This window comes from Glutamicibacter sp. BW80 (assembly GCF_002332385.1).
Taxonomy (GTDB): Bacteria; Actinomycetota; Actinomycetes; order Actinomycetales; family Micrococcaceae; genus Glutamicibacter.
Genome location: NZ_NRGV01000030.1, coordinates 62616 through 77447, shown reverse-complemented (window position 1 = coordinate 77447; position 14832 = coordinate 62616). Strand labels below are relative to the sequence as shown.

At 65.0% G+C, this 14832-nt stretch carries 17 protein-coding genes; 16 read left to right on the top strand and 1 reads right to left on the bottom strand.

Annotated elements, in window-relative coordinates; all coding sequences use genetic code 11:
* The first annotated feature begins 119 nt into the window (after positions 1–119).
* Entirely contained in the window at positions 120–1238 is a 1119-nt protein-coding gene (locus CIK76_RS06990) for a hypothetical protein (protein ID WP_096284816.1), read from the top strand.
* The gene (locus CIK76_RS06985) at positions 1231–1554 is read left to right on the top strand and encodes a PadR family transcriptional regulator (protein ID WP_096284814.1); all 324 of its coding nucleotides are present in this window, start codon (positions 1231–1233) and stop codon (positions 1552–1554) included. The genes CIK76_RS06990 and CIK76_RS06985 overlap by 8 nt, the downstream gene beginning before the upstream one ends.
* Here the strand turns inward: CIK76_RS06985 and dtd are convergent.
* The gene (dtd, locus tag CIK76_RS06980; protein WP_096284812.1) at positions 1551–1988 is read right to left on the bottom strand and encodes a D-aminoacyl-tRNA deacylase; all 438 of its coding nucleotides are present in this window, start codon (positions 1986–1988) and stop codon (positions 1551–1553) included. The two genes, CIK76_RS06985 and dtd, sit on opposite strands and share 4 nt — an antisense overlap.
* Before the next feature lie 45 nt (positions 1989–2033).
* Between dtd and CIK76_RS06975 the strand changes: the two genes are divergently transcribed.
* The 14 genes from CIK76_RS06975 to nusB all read left to right on the top strand — a co-directional run bounded on the left by CIK76_RS06975 (position 2034) and on the right by nusB (position 14771).
* Complete coding sequence (locus CIK76_RS06975) at positions 2034–3407, top strand: replication-associated recombination protein A (RefSeq protein ID WP_255248383.1); 1374 nt, start codon at positions 2034–2036, stop codon at positions 3405–3407.
* Positions 3408–3597: 190 nt separating this feature from the next.
* Positions 3598–4221 carry a 30S ribosomal protein S4 gene (gene rpsD, locus CIK76_RS06970; RefSeq protein ID WP_096284810.1) on the top strand — a complete coding sequence of 208 codons (624 nt, stop codon included), beginning with the start codon at positions 3598–3600 and terminating at the stop codon, positions 4219–4221.
* A 124-nt stretch (positions 4222–4345) separates the two neighbouring features.
* Positions 4346–4717 carry a DUF948 domain-containing protein gene (locus CIK76_RS06965; protein WP_096284808.1) on the top strand — a complete coding sequence of 124 codons (372 nt, stop codon included), beginning with the start codon at positions 4346–4348 and terminating at the stop codon, positions 4715–4717.
* Between the two features lie 11 nt (positions 4718–4728).
* On the top strand, positions 4729–4938 hold the full coding sequence (locus CIK76_RS06960) for a hypothetical protein (protein WP_096257770.1): 210 nt from the start codon (positions 4729–4731) through the stop codon (positions 4936–4938).
* 19 nt (positions 4939–4957) lie between these two features.
* Positions 4958–7648 (top strand): alanine--tRNA ligase, encoded by a 2691-nt coding sequence (alaS, locus tag CIK76_RS06955; protein ID WP_096284806.1) that lies wholly within the window; start codon positions 4958–4960, stop codon positions 7646–7648.
* The gene (ruvX, locus tag CIK76_RS06950) at positions 7641–8114 is read left to right on the top strand and encodes a Holliday junction resolvase RuvX (protein WP_096284804.1); all 474 of its coding nucleotides are present in this window, start codon (positions 7641–7643) and stop codon (positions 8112–8114) included. Before alaS ends, ruvX begins: the two co-directional genes overlap by 8 nt.
* A gap of 32 nt (positions 8115–8146) precedes the next feature.
* Entirely contained in the window at positions 8147–9472 is a 1326-nt protein-coding gene (gene mltG / locus CIK76_RS06945; RefSeq protein WP_096284802.1) for an endolytic transglycosylase MltG, read from the top strand.
* Positions 9472–10299: a shikimate dehydrogenase gene (locus CIK76_RS06940; protein WP_096284800.1), complete on the top strand. Its 828-nt coding sequence runs from the start codon at positions 9472–9474 to the stop codon at positions 10297–10299. The genes mltG and CIK76_RS06940 overlap by 1 nt, the downstream gene beginning before the upstream one ends.
* Positions 10300–10328: 29 nt before the next feature.
* Positions 10329–11528 carry a chorismate synthase gene (gene aroC, locus CIK76_RS06935; RefSeq protein ID WP_096284798.1) on the top strand — a complete coding sequence of 400 codons (1200 nt, stop codon included), beginning with the start codon at positions 10329–10331 and terminating at the stop codon, positions 11526–11528.
* Positions 11529–11535: 7 nt separating this feature from the next.
* Positions 11536–12030, top strand: coding sequence for a shikimate kinase (locus tag CIK76_RS06930; RefSeq protein WP_096284796.1), 495 nt, complete (start codon positions 11536–11538; stop codon positions 12028–12030).
* Between the two features lie 62 nt (positions 12031–12092).
* Positions 12093–13184, top strand: a complete 1092-nt coding sequence (gene aroB / locus CIK76_RS06925; protein WP_096284794.1) for a 3-dehydroquinate synthase — start codon at positions 12093–12095, stop codon at positions 13182–13184.
* 2 nt (positions 13185–13186) lie between these two features.
* Positions 13187–13717, top strand: coding sequence for a hypothetical protein (locus tag CIK76_RS06920; protein WP_096284792.1), 531 nt, complete (start codon positions 13187–13189; stop codon positions 13715–13717).
* Positions 13718–13800: 83 nt separating this feature from the next.
* Positions 13801–14361 (top strand): elongation factor P, encoded by a 561-nt coding sequence (gene efp / locus CIK76_RS06915; RefSeq protein WP_096284790.1) that lies wholly within the window; start codon positions 13801–13803, stop codon positions 14359–14361.
* Positions 14361–14771 carry a transcription antitermination factor NusB gene (gene nusB, locus CIK76_RS06910; protein ID WP_096284788.1) on the top strand — a complete coding sequence of 137 codons (411 nt, stop codon included), beginning with the start codon at positions 14361–14363 and terminating at the stop codon, positions 14769–14771. The genes efp and nusB overlap by 1 nt, the downstream gene beginning before the upstream one ends.
* Positions 14772–14832 lie beyond the last annotated feature (61 nt).

The following is a 14832-nucleotide window of genomic DNA, read 5'->3' as shown; positions in this document are numbered from 1 at the left end:
ATTCGTTTCAACCTGCTCCTTTCTTGTTTTCGAACAGCTGCGGTGTCGTTGGACACGGGATAATTTTTGAACTAGGTTGAATTTTGACCTAGTTATCTGAAGGCAGTTCGGAGCAGCCAATGTCCCCGGAATCTCCCAGCGGAATCATCGAAGAGTACCCAGAAGCAGACCGCGCATGGGCCCAAACTTTCCTGGTTTCCATCGCTTGGAACGACCTCTCCAACGAGCAATGCCGCAACGAGCTGCGCAATCAGCTTGCTGCCGTGCACGATAGCGGTACCGGTGCCGACGAACTGTTTGGCGATCCGTGGAAATACGGCGTGCAACGTGCCCAAGCAACGCTTACGCCCCAGCAGCGGGCCAACGCAGAGCTCACGGTGCAGACCGGTACCGCGCTGCTCGCCGTCGTTGGCATGCTGGCCGGGCTGATCTGCGTGGGCTTCGGCCTATGGATTGGCTTCCGCGACGGATGGGCGAATTATTCATGGCACTACTGGCAGCTGGCGGCCCTGGCCGGAGGGGTTGGCATTGCCGCTTCGGCCCACCTTTGGTGGTTCTACCGCTTGAAGGGGCGTTTCGAAGCTTCCTGGCTGATCGGTATTTCCGGGTGCCTGGCAAGCATCGCCGCGGCTATTGGGATCGCCGTCCTTGGCGGCGAAGGCCACCTGCCGGTGCCAAATTGGCTGGCGCCGCTCCTTGGGGCGGCGGCAGCGCTCGGCTCCTGGTTCCTGCCCTTCACCAGGGCCGAGGAAAAACCCTCAGCCAGCACGGCGGCAGCCCTTGATCCGAGCGGCTGGTTCGACGAGGTAGCGCGATTGCTGCGTGGCCGCTACGGAATGAACGCGAAGGAAGCCCGGGAGGCACTGGCTGCGGCACGCCAGCATGGTTCCGATCTCGGTGCGGCAGGCAGCAGCGTGGACATGCTCGAGGAATTCGGGTCACCCAGCACCTTTGCCATCGGGCTGGCGGTGAATACCGAAAGTGCGCTCAAGCGGCGCTGGCTGCTCCGTCGCCTGCTGCCGCTGGCCGTCGCATGCGTCTATGGCATGAGCCTCATTCCGGAGCTGCTGGAACCAGGGATCAGCGGTTGGAAGATTTTCATCGCGATAGCATTCATGGTGTTCATCGGCATCTCGCTCTACCAGCTGCGCCGCGCCGATCGGGCGGACTACGTCCAAGCCAAGCTTGCCGAACGCCGGGCGCATGCCCAGGCGGTGCAGGAAGGCCGCGATGAGTAGCGAATTTCCCGGCTCCTGGCAGCGCGCGATGCTGCCGATGCTATTGCTTGCCGAGCTGTCCGGCGGTCAAGCCCATGGCTATGCGCTGTCCAAATCCTTGCAGGAACGCGGATTCGGGCCGATCAAGGGCGCGACGCTCTATCCCGCACTGGCCAAGCTGGAAGCTTCCGGACTGCTCGGAACACGGTGGGAGGAAGGCCAAGGCGGACCGGGGCGAAAAGTCTACGAGCTCTCCGCCGCCGGCCGCTCCGAACTGCAGGCGCAGCGCGCCAGCTTCGACCGGCTCGTGCACCTGGTCCGGGCCACGGGCCGCTAGGCCAGCTCTGCGGAATCCACGATTACCGTGAATGGGCCGGAATTTGTGAGGTTGACCTCCATCATCGCGCCGAACACCCCGGTCTCCACGCTGGCGCCGAGGTCGCGCAGGTAGTCCACGAAGTATTCGTAGAGCGGTTCGCTGTGCGCGCCGGGCGCCGCCGCCGACCAGGAGGGGCGCCGGCCCTTGCGCACCGCGGCGTAGAGCGTGAATTGGCTGACCACCAGCAGCGGCGCGCCAAGCGATTCGCAGCTTGCCTCATCCTCCAAGATGCGCAGCCCGTAGATCTTCTGCGCCACCTTGCGGGCGGTAGCCTCGTCATCCTCGTGCGTGATGCCTAGAAGCACCACGAGCCCCGGGCCCGGTAGCTGCCCGACGATCGAACCCTCGACTTCGACGCTGGCCCGGCTGGCTCGTTGTAATACTGCGCGCATGTGATCCTTTCTTCGCAGCTACCAGAGTATCGGTAGGCTGGGGGAGTGAACGATTTGCTGGATGCCCTGGACGACGGTTCGATCAAGCGCCCGCGCCCGCCGCTGGCGGTGCGCATGCGCCCCAAGACGCTCGATGAGCTGGTCGGCCAGCAGCACCTGCTGGGCCCCGGTTCCCCGCTGCGCCAGCTCGCCGAGCACCCGGAAACCGGGTTGGCCGGCCCGGCCAGCGTGATTCTCTACGGCCCGCCGGGCATCGGCAAGACCACCATCGCGCATGTGATCGCCCGCGCCACGGACCGCAAGTTCGTCGAGCTCTCGGCGATCACCGCCGGGGTGAAGGATGTGCGCCGGGTGATCGACCAGGCCAAGGACGACCGCGACCTGCGCGGGATGACCACGGTGCTGTTCCTCGACGAGATCCACCGCTTCAACAAGGCCCAGCAGGATGCGCTGCTGCCCGGGGTGGAGAACCGGGTGGTGGTGCTCGTCGCGGCCACCACCGAAAACCCGTCCTTCTCGGTGATCTCGCCGCTGCTCTCGCGCTCGCTGCTGCTGACCCTGCGCCCGCTGACCGACGCGGATGTGGCCGCGCTGCTGGAGCGGGCGGTTGACGATGAGCGCGGCTTCGATGCGCAGGTGATCCTGCCGGCCGAGCAGCGCGACGCGATCGTGCGCCTGGCCCAGGGCGATGCCCGCCGTTCGCTCACCGTGCTGGAAGCCGCCGGCGCGGTGGCCTGGAATGCCGCCGGAACCGCGGGGCAGCCGCCGATCGAGATCGGCGACGAGCATGTGCAGCTGGCCATGGACCAGGCGGTGCAGCGCTACGACAAGGACGGGGACCAGCACTACGACATCATCTCCGCGTTCATCAAGTCGATCCGCGGCTCGGATGTGGATGCGGCCCTGCACTATCTGGCGCGCATGCTTTCGGCCGGGGAGGACCCGCGGTTCATCGCCCGCCGGCTGATGATCAGCGCCTCGGAGGATATCGGCATGGCCGATCCCGCCGCCCTGCCGCTGGCGGTGGCCGCCGCGCAGTCGGTGGCGCTGACCGGGATGCCGGAGGCCCGGATCATGCTCGGGCACGCCACCGTGCACCTGGCCACCGCGCCGAAGTCCAACGCCGCCTACAACGCGATCAACGAGGCGCTGGCCGACGTGGCCGCCGGCAAGGGCGCGCTGGTCCCGGACCATCTGCGCGACGCGCACTACCCGGGGGCCAAGGCGCTGGGCCACGGGGTGGGCTACATCTACTCCCACGATGCCCCGCATTCGATCGCCAGCCAGCAGTACCTGCCCGATGACCTGATCGGCACCGACTACTACCGCCCCAACGCCAACGGGACCGAACGCTCGCTGGGCGATCGGCTGGCGCGGCTGCGCGAGATCATTCGGCGCAAGGACAAGAAGAAACGTTAGCGAGCTTCGTTACAGCTCACCTGCTGGCCGGGGTGCATCGTGTAGACTTGATCCTTGGCTGGCAAGCCATGCCACCCGCGCGAGTCATCGTTCGGGAGGCAAGGTTGCAGTGGTCGAGGGCCGCGACGCCCCAACACTCTCCGTCCCGGAGGCCAGTAGATCCCGTCGCTAAAACGAAAAGGACACACATATGGCTAACGCCCGTGCCCGCCGTACCGTGCGCCTCTCGCGCGCACTCGGCCTTGCCCTGACTCCAAAAGCTGAAAAGTACATGGAGCGTCGTCCCTACGGTCCCGGCCAGCATGGCCGTGCCCGCAAGAAGCAGGACAGCGATTACGCGGTTCGTCTGCGCGAAAAGCAGCGTTTGCGTGCCCAGTACGGCATCCGCGAAGTTCAGATGCTGAACGCATTCAAGGAAGCCAAGCGCCTCGGCGGCCAGACCGGTGACAACCTGTTGGCACTGCTCGAGTCCCGCCTGGATGCCCTGGTGCTGCGTGCAGGCTTCGCCCGCACCATCCAGCAGGCCCGTCAGCTGGTTGTGCACCGCCACATCCTGGTTAACGGCCAGCGCGTGGACCGCCCATCGTTCAAGGTGCAGCCGGGTCAGCTGATCCACGTGCACGAACGCAGCGAGAAGATGGTTCCATTCCAGATGGCAGCAGCAGGTGAGCACTCACAGGTGCTGCCAGCAGCTCCTGCCTACCTGGACGTGAAGCTGGAAGCCTTGCAGGCTACCTACCTGCGCGCTCCTGAGCGTGCAGAGATCCCAGTGACCTGCGAAGAGAACCTCGTGGTCGAGTACTACGCACGCTAAATCTAGCGCGTGTTCAATGGCCCGCAACCGACTCGGTTGCGGGCCATTGGCTTAACTACCTATATCAGCTCGCGGTTCGCTAAGCTGGACTGGCAGCAAACACCCAAAGCAGAAGAGGAAGCACATGTCGGGTTCGGATATTGCAGGGCTCATCGCAGCCGGCGTCTTTGCCATTCTGGTGGCATTGTTGGCGGTGCCGATCATCAAGTTGGGCAGGGTGTTTGATGAGCTTCGCAACTCGATCAAGGACCTCTCGGACGGGACGACCCCGCTGATTGGCGAAGTTGCCAATACCGTCGCCACGACCAACGACCAGCTCAAGAAGGTCGACGCGATCACCTCGAACGTCTCCGATGCGAGCGCCAACGTCTCCGCGCTGTCCTCCTTGGTGGCAGCCACCGTGGGCAAGCCACTGATCAAGATCGCCGCATTCACCTCGGGTGTGCAGGCAGCGATCAATGCGAACACCAGCGGCAAGGGCCGCCGCAGCCGTTAGGGGAGACTAGAATGAAAAAGCTTTTGTGGGTTGTTATCGGCGTGGGCGTCGGAGTCCTCGCCACCAAGAAATACACCGAAGTATCCTCCGGGGCGGCCCTGAACCGTCAGGTCGGCAAGTACGCCGACCGCATCTCGGAGGTAGTGGGGGCATTCCGCGAAGGAATGAACTCCCGCGAAGTAGAATTACGTTCCGCCTTGGGCGTGGACACCGCTAAGTGAAGGGATCATCCGTAACACGATGAAAACGCAGGAAATTGCACGCCGCTGGGTCGACTTCTTCGTCGCGAAGGGGCACACAGCGGTACCCAGCGCCTCGCTGGTCTCATCTGACCCGTCGCTGTTGTTCACGGTGGCCGGCATGGTCCCATTCATCCCTTACCTGACCGCCCAGGAGGAGGCGCCGTACGCGCGCGCCACCTCGGTGCAGAAGTGCATCCGCACCGGAGACATCGAAGAGGTCGGCAAGACCGTACGCCACGGCACGTTCTTCCAGATGTGCGGCAACTTCTCCTTCGGCGATTACTTCAAGAAGGAAGCGATCCACTTCGCCTGGGAGCTGCTGACCGGTTCGCTCGCGGACGGCGGCTACGGCCTGGATCCCGAGCGCCTCTGGGTCACCGTCTACGAAGACGGCGCGGAGAAGGACGAGGAAGCCCGGCGCATCTGGGAAGAGCAGATCGGCATCCCGCGCGAACGCGTGGTGGGCACCGGCAAGGAAGACAACTACTGGAACACCGGCCAGCCCGGCCCCGGCGGTCCCTGCTCGGAGATCTACTACGACCGCGGCGCCGAGTACGGCCTGGACGGGGGACCGGCGGTCGACGAAACCCGTTTCATCGAAATCTGGAACCTGGTCTTCATGCAGTACCGGCTCTCCGCGGTGCGTTCCAAAACCGACTTCGACGTCGCCGGCGAACTGCCCAAGCGCAATATCGACACCGGCCTGGGACTCGAACGCCTGGCGATGATCCTGCAGGGCGTGGAGAACATGTACGAGACCGACCAGCTGCGGCCGGTGCTCGACAAGGCCGCCGAGCTGTCCGCGGTCAGCTACACCTCCACCGAGGACCCGGAAGATCCGAACCACGCCAACGACGTGCGCCTGCGCATGATCGCGGACCACATCCGCTCCTCGCTGATGCTCATCTCCGATGGCGTCACCCCCGGCAACGAGGGCCGCGGCTACGTGCTGCGCCGGCTGATCCGCCGCGCGGTGCGCGCCATGCGCCTGATGGGCGTGGACTCCGAGGTGCTCCCGGAGCTGCTGCCGGTCTCGCGTGACGCGATGAAGGGCGTCTACCCGATCGTCGAAGAAGACTTCGCCCGCATCGGACGCATCGCCTACGCCGAGGAGCGCGCCTTCCGCCGCACCATCGCCTCGGGCACCACCCGGCTGGACGACGCGCTGAAGCAGGCAAAAACCGCGGGCCGCGAGCTGACCGGCGACGACGCCTTCGCGCTGCACGACACCTTCGGCTTCCCGATCGACCTGACCCTGGAGATCGCCGCCGAGGCGGGCCTGGCGGTGGACGAGAAGCGCTTCCGCGAACTGATGACCGAACAGCGCACCCGGGCGCAGAAGGACGCGAAGTCCAAGAAGGCCGGGCACGCGGACCTGTCGGTATTCACCAAGCTCGCCGAGGCGGGCAAGGTGGAGTTCACCGGCTACGACACGCTGGTGGGCGAATCGAAGATCCGCGGCATCGTCTCCGGCGGCCAGGTGGTGAACTTCGCCGAACAGGGCCAGGAAATCGAGCTGGTGCTCGACGAGACCCCGTTCTACGCCGAGGCCGGCGGCCAGGCCGGCGACATCGGCCTGATCACCGGCGACGGCTTCGTCCTGGAGGTCACCGACGTGCAGGCCCCGATCAAGGGGCTGAACGTGCACAAGGTGATCGTGCGCGAGGGTGAACTGCCTGCCGAGGCGCTGGTGCGCACCGAGGTGGACGCGGCGCGCCGCCACTCCGGGGAGCAGGCCCACTCGGCCACGCACCTGGTGCACGCGGCCCTGCGCGAGCTGCTCGGGGACACCGCCACCCAGGCCGGTTCCTTCAACAAGGCCGGATACCTGCGCTTTGACTTCTCCTGGGCCGAGGCGCTTTCCGCGGCGGCCCGCACCGAGGTCGAAGAGGTGGTGAACCTGGCGATCGCCTCGAACCACCAGGTGATCACCAACGAGATGGCCATGGCCGAGGCGCAGAAGCTGGGCGCGATGAGCCTCTTCGGCGAAAAGTACGGCAACGCCGTGCGCGTGGTGGAGATGAACGGGGCCTGGTCGCGCGAGCTGTGCGGTGGCACCCACGTGCCGTCCACCTCCCGCATCGGGCAGCTGACCCTGCTCTCCGAGGCATCGGTGGGTTCGGGCAACCGCCGCGTCGAAGCGCTGGTGGGCATGGAGGCGTTCCGCCACGGAGCCGCCGAGCGTGCGCTGGTTTCCGAGCTGTCGGGCCTGTTCCGCGTGCCCTCCAACCAGGTGTCCGAGCGCGTGAACGACACGGTGGCGAAGCTGAAGGCCGCCGAAAAGCAGATCGCGGAGCTCAAGAGCGCCGCGATGCTCGCCCAGTCGGCCAGCCTGCTGGAGCAGGTGCAGAGCATCGGGAACACCCGGCTGCTGGCGCACAACGCCGGACAGATCGATTCGGCCGACGCGCTGCGCACCATGGCCCTTGACCTGCGCGGCAAGCTCGGCGCGCAGGCCGCGGTGATCGTGCTGATCGGCGTGTCGAACTCCCGTCCGCTGGTGCTCGCGGTGACCAACGACGAGGCGCGCGCCAACGGCTTCAAGGCAGGCGCGCTGGTGCGCACCGCAACCGGGGTACTCGGCGGCGGCGGCGGCGGCAAGGACGATATGGCCCAAGGCGGCGGAGCGGACGAATCGAAGATCGACGACGCGCTCGCGGCGATCCGGGCGGCCCTTGCCAATGGCTAAGCTAGCGTTCGGCGTCGACGTGGGCCTGGCCCGCGTCGGCGTCGCCGTCTCCGATCCGTCGGGAATCCTCGCGACCCCGGTGATGACCCTGCGCCGCGATGCGAAGAAGAACTCCGATCGCCGCCTGCTCTTGCGCATGATCGTTGACCGTGAGGTCTCCGAGGTGTTCATCGGGGAACCGAAATCACTGGCCGGGAATTCCACGGAATCCACGAAAATGGCTCGTGACTACGCGATCGCCTTGGCCGAGGAGGCAAATGCGGCTAGCATCGAGGTTGAGATTTTCTTGGTTGACGAACGGTTGAGCACGGTCAGCGCGCACCGCTCGTTGCACGCCTCGGGGCGCCGCATGCAAGACCATCGCCAGGTCGTTGACCAGGCGGCCGCCATTGAAATCCTGCAACAGGTGCTTGAAATGCGACGTAATGGTGTGCGCGTTCAAGCCAGCCGCATCGTGCTGAAGTAACCGCGCGCCGCGAGAATCCACAGGGAGAATTGATGCGAGAAGAAGCCCGCCGCGAACGGCAGCGTGAAACCTTTTCCGAGCTTTACGCGCGTTTTGCAGCTGGCGAGCCGCAAGGCCTCGCAACACCAACTACCCCGGAACTGACCGGTGAGCAGCTCTACGGCGGTGCAGATTCGGCCGCGGCCGAGCTGCACCGCGAGCCGGAACCGGCCATGGCAGACGCCGAGCCGCAGCCGGCGCCCGAATCCTTGCTCGGCACGGTGCCCGCCAGCGGCGCGGCGAAGGCGCGCAAGAAGCGCAGCAAACGCCGCCGCAACCTGGTGATGCTCGCAACCTTCTTGATCTTCGCCGTCGTGGTCGCCGGGTCCTTCTATTTCATCCGTTCGCTGGTCAAGCAGTTCAACCCGGATGACTACCCGGGCCCGGGCGGCCAAGCGGTCGAATTCACCGTGGAGGACGGCTGGGGTCCGGCGCTGATCTCGCGCAAGCTCGAGGAACTCGACGTGGTGGCCAGCGACAAGCTGTTCATGGACGCGCTGGAGGACTCGAAGGCGGACAATGTGGTCATTCACCCCGGAACCTATCCGCTGAAGCTGCAGATGCCCGCCGCGGACGCGACCGAGGTGCTGGTCGATAATCGTCCGGACAAGGTCTTCTACATCGGGTTGAAGGCGAATCTGCGGCTGCAGGCCTCGCTGGCCGAAATCGCCAAGGGCTCCGGGCTCGACGAGAAGAAATTGGGCGAGCTGGCGAACCAGCCCGAGAAGTTCGGGCTGCCCGAGTCGGTGAAGAACCTCGAAGGCTGGCTGCACCCGGGCGAATACCGTTTTGCCCTGGATACCAGCGCCGAGAAGGTGCTCACCGAATTGGTGGATTCGACCAAGACCGCCTTGCAAGATGCCGGAGTCAATGACCTGGGCGAAGGCTACCGGGCGTTGAAGGTCGCCTCGATTCTGCAGGCCGAAGCCACCCCGAAGGACTATGCCACGGTGGCCGGAGCCATCGAAAACCGGTTGAACCCGAACAACGTGGAGACCCATGGCCTGCTGCAGACCGACTCCACGGTGATCTACGGGCTTGACCGGTACTCCTTGCAGTTCACCGCGACCGAGAAAAGGGACGCAGGCAACCAGTACAACACCTATGTGCACACCGGGCTGCCGCCGACCCCGATCGGCTCCCCGGCAACCTCCGCGATCGATGCGGCGGTCAACCCGGCGGATAACGGCTTCTACTACTGGGTGACGGTCAATACGCAGAGCGGCGAGACGAAATTCGCCTCGAACTATGCCGAGCACCAGGTGAACCAGAACGAATTCCGCGCCTGGTGCGCGGCGAATGCGGAGGTCTGCAAGTAATGCGCGCCGCCGTCTTGGGCCAACCCATCAAGCATTCCAAATCCCCGGTGCTGCATCGAGCGGCCTATGAGCTGCTCGGCGCCGACATCGACTATCGGGCCATCGAGCTGGACCCGTCCCAGGCCCCGGAGCAGGCGGCCAAAATGCGTGCCGGCGGGTGGGCCGGATGTTCGGTGACCATGCCGTTGAAGGATGTCTTCGTTCCGCTGATGGATGAGGTTTCACCGCGCGTGGCGCGCCTGGGCGCGCTGAACACCATCGTGGTGCGCCCCGACGGCGCCCTCTATGGGCAGAATACCGACGTGGACGGGATCGTGCTGGCGCTGGCCGACGCGCGGCTGCGCCAAGCATCGAGGGGCACCGTGCTGGGCGCCGGCAATACGGCCTTGGCGGCCATCGAAGCGGCCGCGGAACTTGGCGTCAAGGAACTCAAGCTGGTGGTGCGCGACGCCACCCGTGCGCAGCGGGCCACCGCACTGGCCGGCCAGCTGGGCCTGCGCGTGCAGCTGGTGCAGGTGCAGGATCTGGGTGCCGGCGGCATCGCCGCTGACCACCTGGTGATCAGCACGCTGCCGCCGCGCGCCGCCGACAGCTGGGTGCCGCATCTGGGCCGCGGCCAGGGGCTGCTGCTGGATGTCGCCTATGACCCGTGGCCGAGCAAACTGGCCGAGTCCTGGGCCGGCACGGTGATCTCCGGGCTTCATATGCTGGTGCACCAGGCGGTGGAGCAAGCCCGTTATTTCAGCGCCGCAGACTTCGACACGCACACCCGCGAAAACGTCACAAATGCGATGTATCGCTCACTGGGGCTTCATCGACGCGGTTAATGAGGCCATGTCATGGCAAAATAGAATCCATGTTGCGTTGGTTGACGGCGGGCGAATCACACGGCCCGGCACTAGTTGGAATTCTTGAAGGCCTACCCGCCGGAGTCTCGGTGGACAGCGAAGCGGTGCGCGATGCACTGGCTCGGCGGCGCCTGGGCTACGGCCGAGGCGCGCGCATGAAGTTTGAAAAGGACCAGGTCACCTTCCTCGGTGGCGTGCGCCACGGAAAGACCCAGGGCGGACCGGTAGCCATCGAAATCGGGAACACCGAATGGCCCAAATGGGAACGCGTGATGAACTCGGACCCGGTTGACCTGGACGAACTGGCCTCGATGGCGCGCAACGCGCCGCTGACCCGCCCGCGTCCGGGGCACGCGGACTTCACCGGCATGCAGAAGTACGGTTTCGACGATGCCCGTCCGGTGCTCGAGCGCGCCAGCGCCCGCGAAACCGCGGCCCGCGTGGCCCTCGGCTCGGTAGCCCAGGCCTTTCTGGCCGATCTGGGCATCGAACTCGTCTCGCACACCACCGCCATCGGCGCCGTCGCGGCGCCCCTCGACGCACCGCTGCCCACCCTGGGGGACGTTGCGGCGTTGGACGCGGATCCATTGCGCTGCTTCCACGGGGAAACCTCGGCCGCCATGGTCGCCGAGGTCGATGACGCGCACAAGGCGGGGGAGACCCTGGGCGGCGTCGTGGAGGTGCTGGCCTACAACCTGCCTCCGGGCATCGGCTCCTACGTGCATTGGGACCGCCGGCTGGACTCCCGGCTGGCCGGCGCGCTGATGGGCATTCAGGCCATCAAGGGTGTTGAGGTCGGCGACGGCTTCCTCACCGCCGCCCGACGCGGTTCGGCCGCCCACGACGCGATCGTGCCGGCCACCGCGGGCGGAATCAAGCGCGAAACCAATCGAGCCGGCGGCATCGAGGGCGGCATGAGCATCGGCGAGGTGCTGCGCGTGCGTGCGGCGATGAAACCGATCGCCACCGTGCCGCGCGCCCTGGCCACCATCGACACGGCCACCGGCGAGGAAACCACCGCCCACCACCAGCGTTCGGATGTGTGCGCGGTGCCCGCCGCCGGCGTTGTCGCCGAGGCGATGGTCGCGCTGGTCCTGGCCCAGTCGCTGCTGGAGAAGTTCGGCGGAGACTCGGTCACCGAAACCAAGCGCAATATCCAAAGCTACCTGGCCAGCATTCCCGCCAATCTAGGGTCGACCGGAGTCTAACCGGCAGATGATTTACCTCATTGGGCCGATGGCCAGCGGCAAGTCAACTGTGGGCAAGGCGCTGGCCAAGGCGCTGGGCACCGATTTCGCCGATTCCGACGCGCACATCGTCGCCGCCCATGGTTCGATTCCGCAGATCTTTGCCGAACACGACGAAGCCTACTTCCGTGATCTGGAGGTCGCCGCACTGGCCGAACTGCGGGCCGGGGTGATCGCCACCGGCGGCGGGGCCGTGCTGCGCGAAGAAAACCAGGCGGTGCTGCGCGGCGGGACCGTGATCTACTTGGCGATGACCCTCGCCACGGCCAAACGCCGGCTGGCCGGGGATACGAACCGCCCGCTGCTGGCCGGTGACCAAAGCCTCACCACCTGGACCAGGCTCTACGAAGCCCGCCACGATATCTATGAAACCCTTGCTGATCTGACCTTACAGGTAGACAATCTGAGCGTTGCCCAGCTTGTCGAAGCCATCGAGAGCCATGTGATTCACAGCACGAGATAGCGAATCCCAGTACGCTCCCGCGTAGGCTTTACAGATCAGCACCATCAGGAGGATCTTCTCGGATGCCACTAGCACCCACCACACTTCAAGTCACCGGAACCACCCCCGCGGAGTCGTACCCGGTTCTGGTCGGCAACGGACTATTGGGACACCTGCCCGAACTTCTGGGCTCGGCGGTTAAGAAGGTCCTGGTGATCCACCCGCGGGCCTTGCGCGCCACCGGCGACGTGGTCCGCGACGATCTGGAAAAGGCCGGTTTCACCTCGCTGACCGCGGAAATCCCGGATGCCGAAGAGGGCAAGCACATCCAGGTTGCCGGGTTCTGCTGGGAAGTCCTGGGCAAGAACGACTTCACCCGCACCGACGCCGTGGTTGCCGTGGGCGGCGGAGCGGTCACCGACGTGGCGGGCTTCGTGGCGGCCACCTGGCTGCGCGGGGTCAAGGTCATCCACATTCCCACCTCGCTGCTGGGCATGGTCGACGCGGCCGTGGGCGGCAAGACCGGCATCAACACCGCCGAGGGCAAGAACCTGGTCGGCGCCTTCCACCCACCGGCCGGCGTGCTCGCGGATCTCGACGCTTTGGCAACGCTGCCGAAGAACGAACTGGTCACCGGGCTGGCCGAAGCAGTCAAGTGCGGGTTCATCGCCGACGAGCGCATTCTGGAGCTGATCGAAGAGGATCCAGAAGACGCCATCCGCCCGGACAGCGCGCGACTGCGCGAAATCATCGAACGCACCATCGCGGTGAAGGTCGAGGTGGTCTCCAAGGACCTGAAGGAATCCGGTCCGCGCGAATTCTTGAACTACGGCCACACCCTGGGCCACGCCATCGAGCTCTCCGAGCGCTATGCAATGCGCCACGGGGCCGCGGTCTCCATCGGGCTGTGCTTTGCCGCGGAACTAGGCCGTTCGGTGGGCTACACCTCCGATGCGGTGACCGATCGCCACTTCAGCATCCTGAAGTCCCTGGGCCTGCCCACCAGCTACCGCAACGACAAGTGGATGGCGCTGCTGGACGGCATGAAGCGCGATAAGAAAACCCGCGGCGACCAGCTGCGCTTCGTGGTACTCGAAGCCATCGGCAAGCCGCGCATCTACGAGGTGCCGGATAACTCGCTGTTATTCGCCGCCTACCAAGAGATCGGAGAGTAAGCATGAGCGAATTCACCGCATACGCCATCGACGTCGCATCGGTGAACCACGAAGGCGTGGGCACCTCCATCGACGGAGTATTGATCGACCCGAGCAACCTGCGGCCATTCATCACCGATGAACAAGCCGCGGACCGTTCGATGCGCTCTGGCACCCCGACCGACCAGGTGGTCATCCATATGGCCCGCGGGGAACTGGCCCAGGCCGGCAACCTGATCGCCGAGTCGCGGTTCAGTGACCCGACCAACGCGCATCTGCGCGTGCTGGATACCGAATTGACCCGCCTGCAAGGTGATTTCGATCGCGCGATCAATCGCCTGCGCAAGCTGGTGGACGAATTCTCCGGCACCTACTACGAGCCGCTGATGCAGCACCACCTGGCGATGTCCTTCTTCGAAAAGGGGGACTACAAGGCCGCGGCTACCCGCTTCCGTGCGGCCCTGGAGCAGCGCCAGCAGATGGGTTCGGCGGAGCATCTGGTCAACGCGTCGGCCGCCTGCCTGGCACTTGCCGAGGAACGCGCGCGAAATTAGCTCTCTTCGCGGTTTGCTATAGTTATAAATGGATTTTTGATAATGCCAGTGCACGCTGGCGAAAATAGAGGATTTGAGGACCCGTGGCGGATACAACTGACATCAAGAATGGTCAGGTCATTAAGATCGATGGCCAACTGTGGACCATCATCGACTTCCAGCACGTCAAGCCGGGCAAGGGTGGCGCATTCGTGCGCACCAAGATGCGCAATGTGCTCACGGGCAAGGTTCTGGACAAGACCTACAATGCCGGCACCAAGATCGAGCTGGCCAACGTTGACCGCCGCGACTACCAGTACCTCTACCAGGACGGCGAAGACTTCGTCTTCATGAACCTGGAAGACTACGACCAGATCACCGTGCCCGGCCAGACCGTGGGCGACTCGGCCGGTTTCCTGTTGGAAAATCAGGAACTGACCATCGCCATGTATGACGGCAGCCCACTGTACCTGGAGCTTCCGGCCTCGGTCATCCTGGAAATCACCTACACCGAACCGGGCCTTCAGGGCGACCGCTCCTCGGCAGGCACCAAGTCGGCAACCCTGGAAACCGGCAAGGAAATCCAGGTTCCGCTGTTCGTCGATCAGAACACCAAGGTGAAGGTTGATACCCGCACCGGCGATTACCTGGGACGTGTCTCCTAGTGAGGGCCCGCGCCAAGGCGCGTCGTCGTGCACTTGAGTTTCTTTTCGAAGCCGAGGCCCGCGACGTCGATGCGCTCAGCGTAGCCATCGCGCGCCGCGAAAATTCTGACATCGTGCTCAACGAGTATTCGTTGACGATCCTCGAGGGCGTCACCGCCCACCTGGACCGCATCGACGAGGTGCTCGAAAGCTACGTCAAGGGCTGGACCATCGAGCGGATGCCCGCCGTGGACCGCATGGCGCTGCGCATCGGCGTATGGGAGCTGCTGTACAACGACGAGGTTCCGGACGCGGTTGCCGTGGCCGAAGCCGTCGTGAATGTGCGCGAGCTGTCCACCGACGAGTCTCCCGAGTTCGTCAACGGCGTGCTCGGACGCATTCAAAGCGTCAAGGACACCCTGGTCGACTAATCCTCGATTCTCCTGAACTACCGCAAGCCGGAACCTGCTGGGTTCCGGCTTGCGGTATTTA

Bases quoted from the DNA above. Each gene is read 5' to 3' on its own strand.
- CIK76_RS06990 (WP_096284816.1), top strand. From the start codon at position 120: ATGTCCCCGGAATCTCCCAGCGGAATCATCGAAGAGTACCCAGAAGCA.
- CIK76_RS06985 (WP_096284814.1), top strand. From the start codon at position 1,231: ATGAGTAGCGAATTTCCCGGCTCCTGGCAGCGCGCGATGCTGCCGATG.
- dtd (WP_096284812.1), bottom strand. From the start codon at position 1,988: ATGCGCGCAGTATTACAACGAGCCAGCCGGGCCAGCGTCGAAGTCGAG.
- rpsD (WP_096284810.1), top strand. From the start codon at position 3,598: ATGGCTAACGCCCGTGCCCGCCGTACCGTGCGCCTCTCGCGCGCACTC.
- CIK76_RS06965 (WP_096284808.1), top strand. From the start codon at position 4,346: ATGTCGGGTTCGGATATTGCAGGGCTCATCGCAGCCGGCGTCTTTGCC.
- CIK76_RS06960 (WP_096257770.1), top strand. From the start codon at position 4,729: ATGAAAAAGCTTTTGTGGGTTGTTATCGGCGTGGGCGTCGGAGTCCTC.
- alaS (WP_096284806.1), top strand. From the start codon at position 4,958: ATGAAAACGCAGGAAATTGCACGCCGCTGGGTCGACTTCTTCGTCGCG.
- ruvX (WP_096284804.1), top strand. From the start codon at position 7,641: ATGGCTAAGCTAGCGTTCGGCGTCGACGTGGGCCTGGCCCGCGTCGGC.
- mltG (WP_096284802.1), top strand. From the start codon at position 8,147: ATGCGAGAAGAAGCCCGCCGCGAACGGCAGCGTGAAACCTTTTCCGAG.
- CIK76_RS06940 (WP_096284800.1), top strand. From the start codon at position 9,472: ATGCGCGCCGCCGTCTTGGGCCAACCCATCAAGCATTCCAAATCCCCG.
- aroC (WP_096284798.1), top strand. From the start codon at position 10,329: ATGTTGCGTTGGTTGACGGCGGGCGAATCACACGGCCCGGCACTAGTT.
- CIK76_RS06930 (WP_096284796.1), top strand. From the start codon at position 11,536: ATGATTTACCTCATTGGGCCGATGGCCAGCGGCAAGTCAACTGTGGGC.
- aroB (WP_096284794.1), top strand. From the start codon at position 12,093: ATGCCACTAGCACCCACCACACTTCAAGTCACCGGAACCACCCCCGCG.
- CIK76_RS06920 (WP_096284792.1), top strand. From the start codon at position 13,187: ATGAGCGAATTCACCGCATACGCCATCGACGTCGCATCGGTGAACCAC.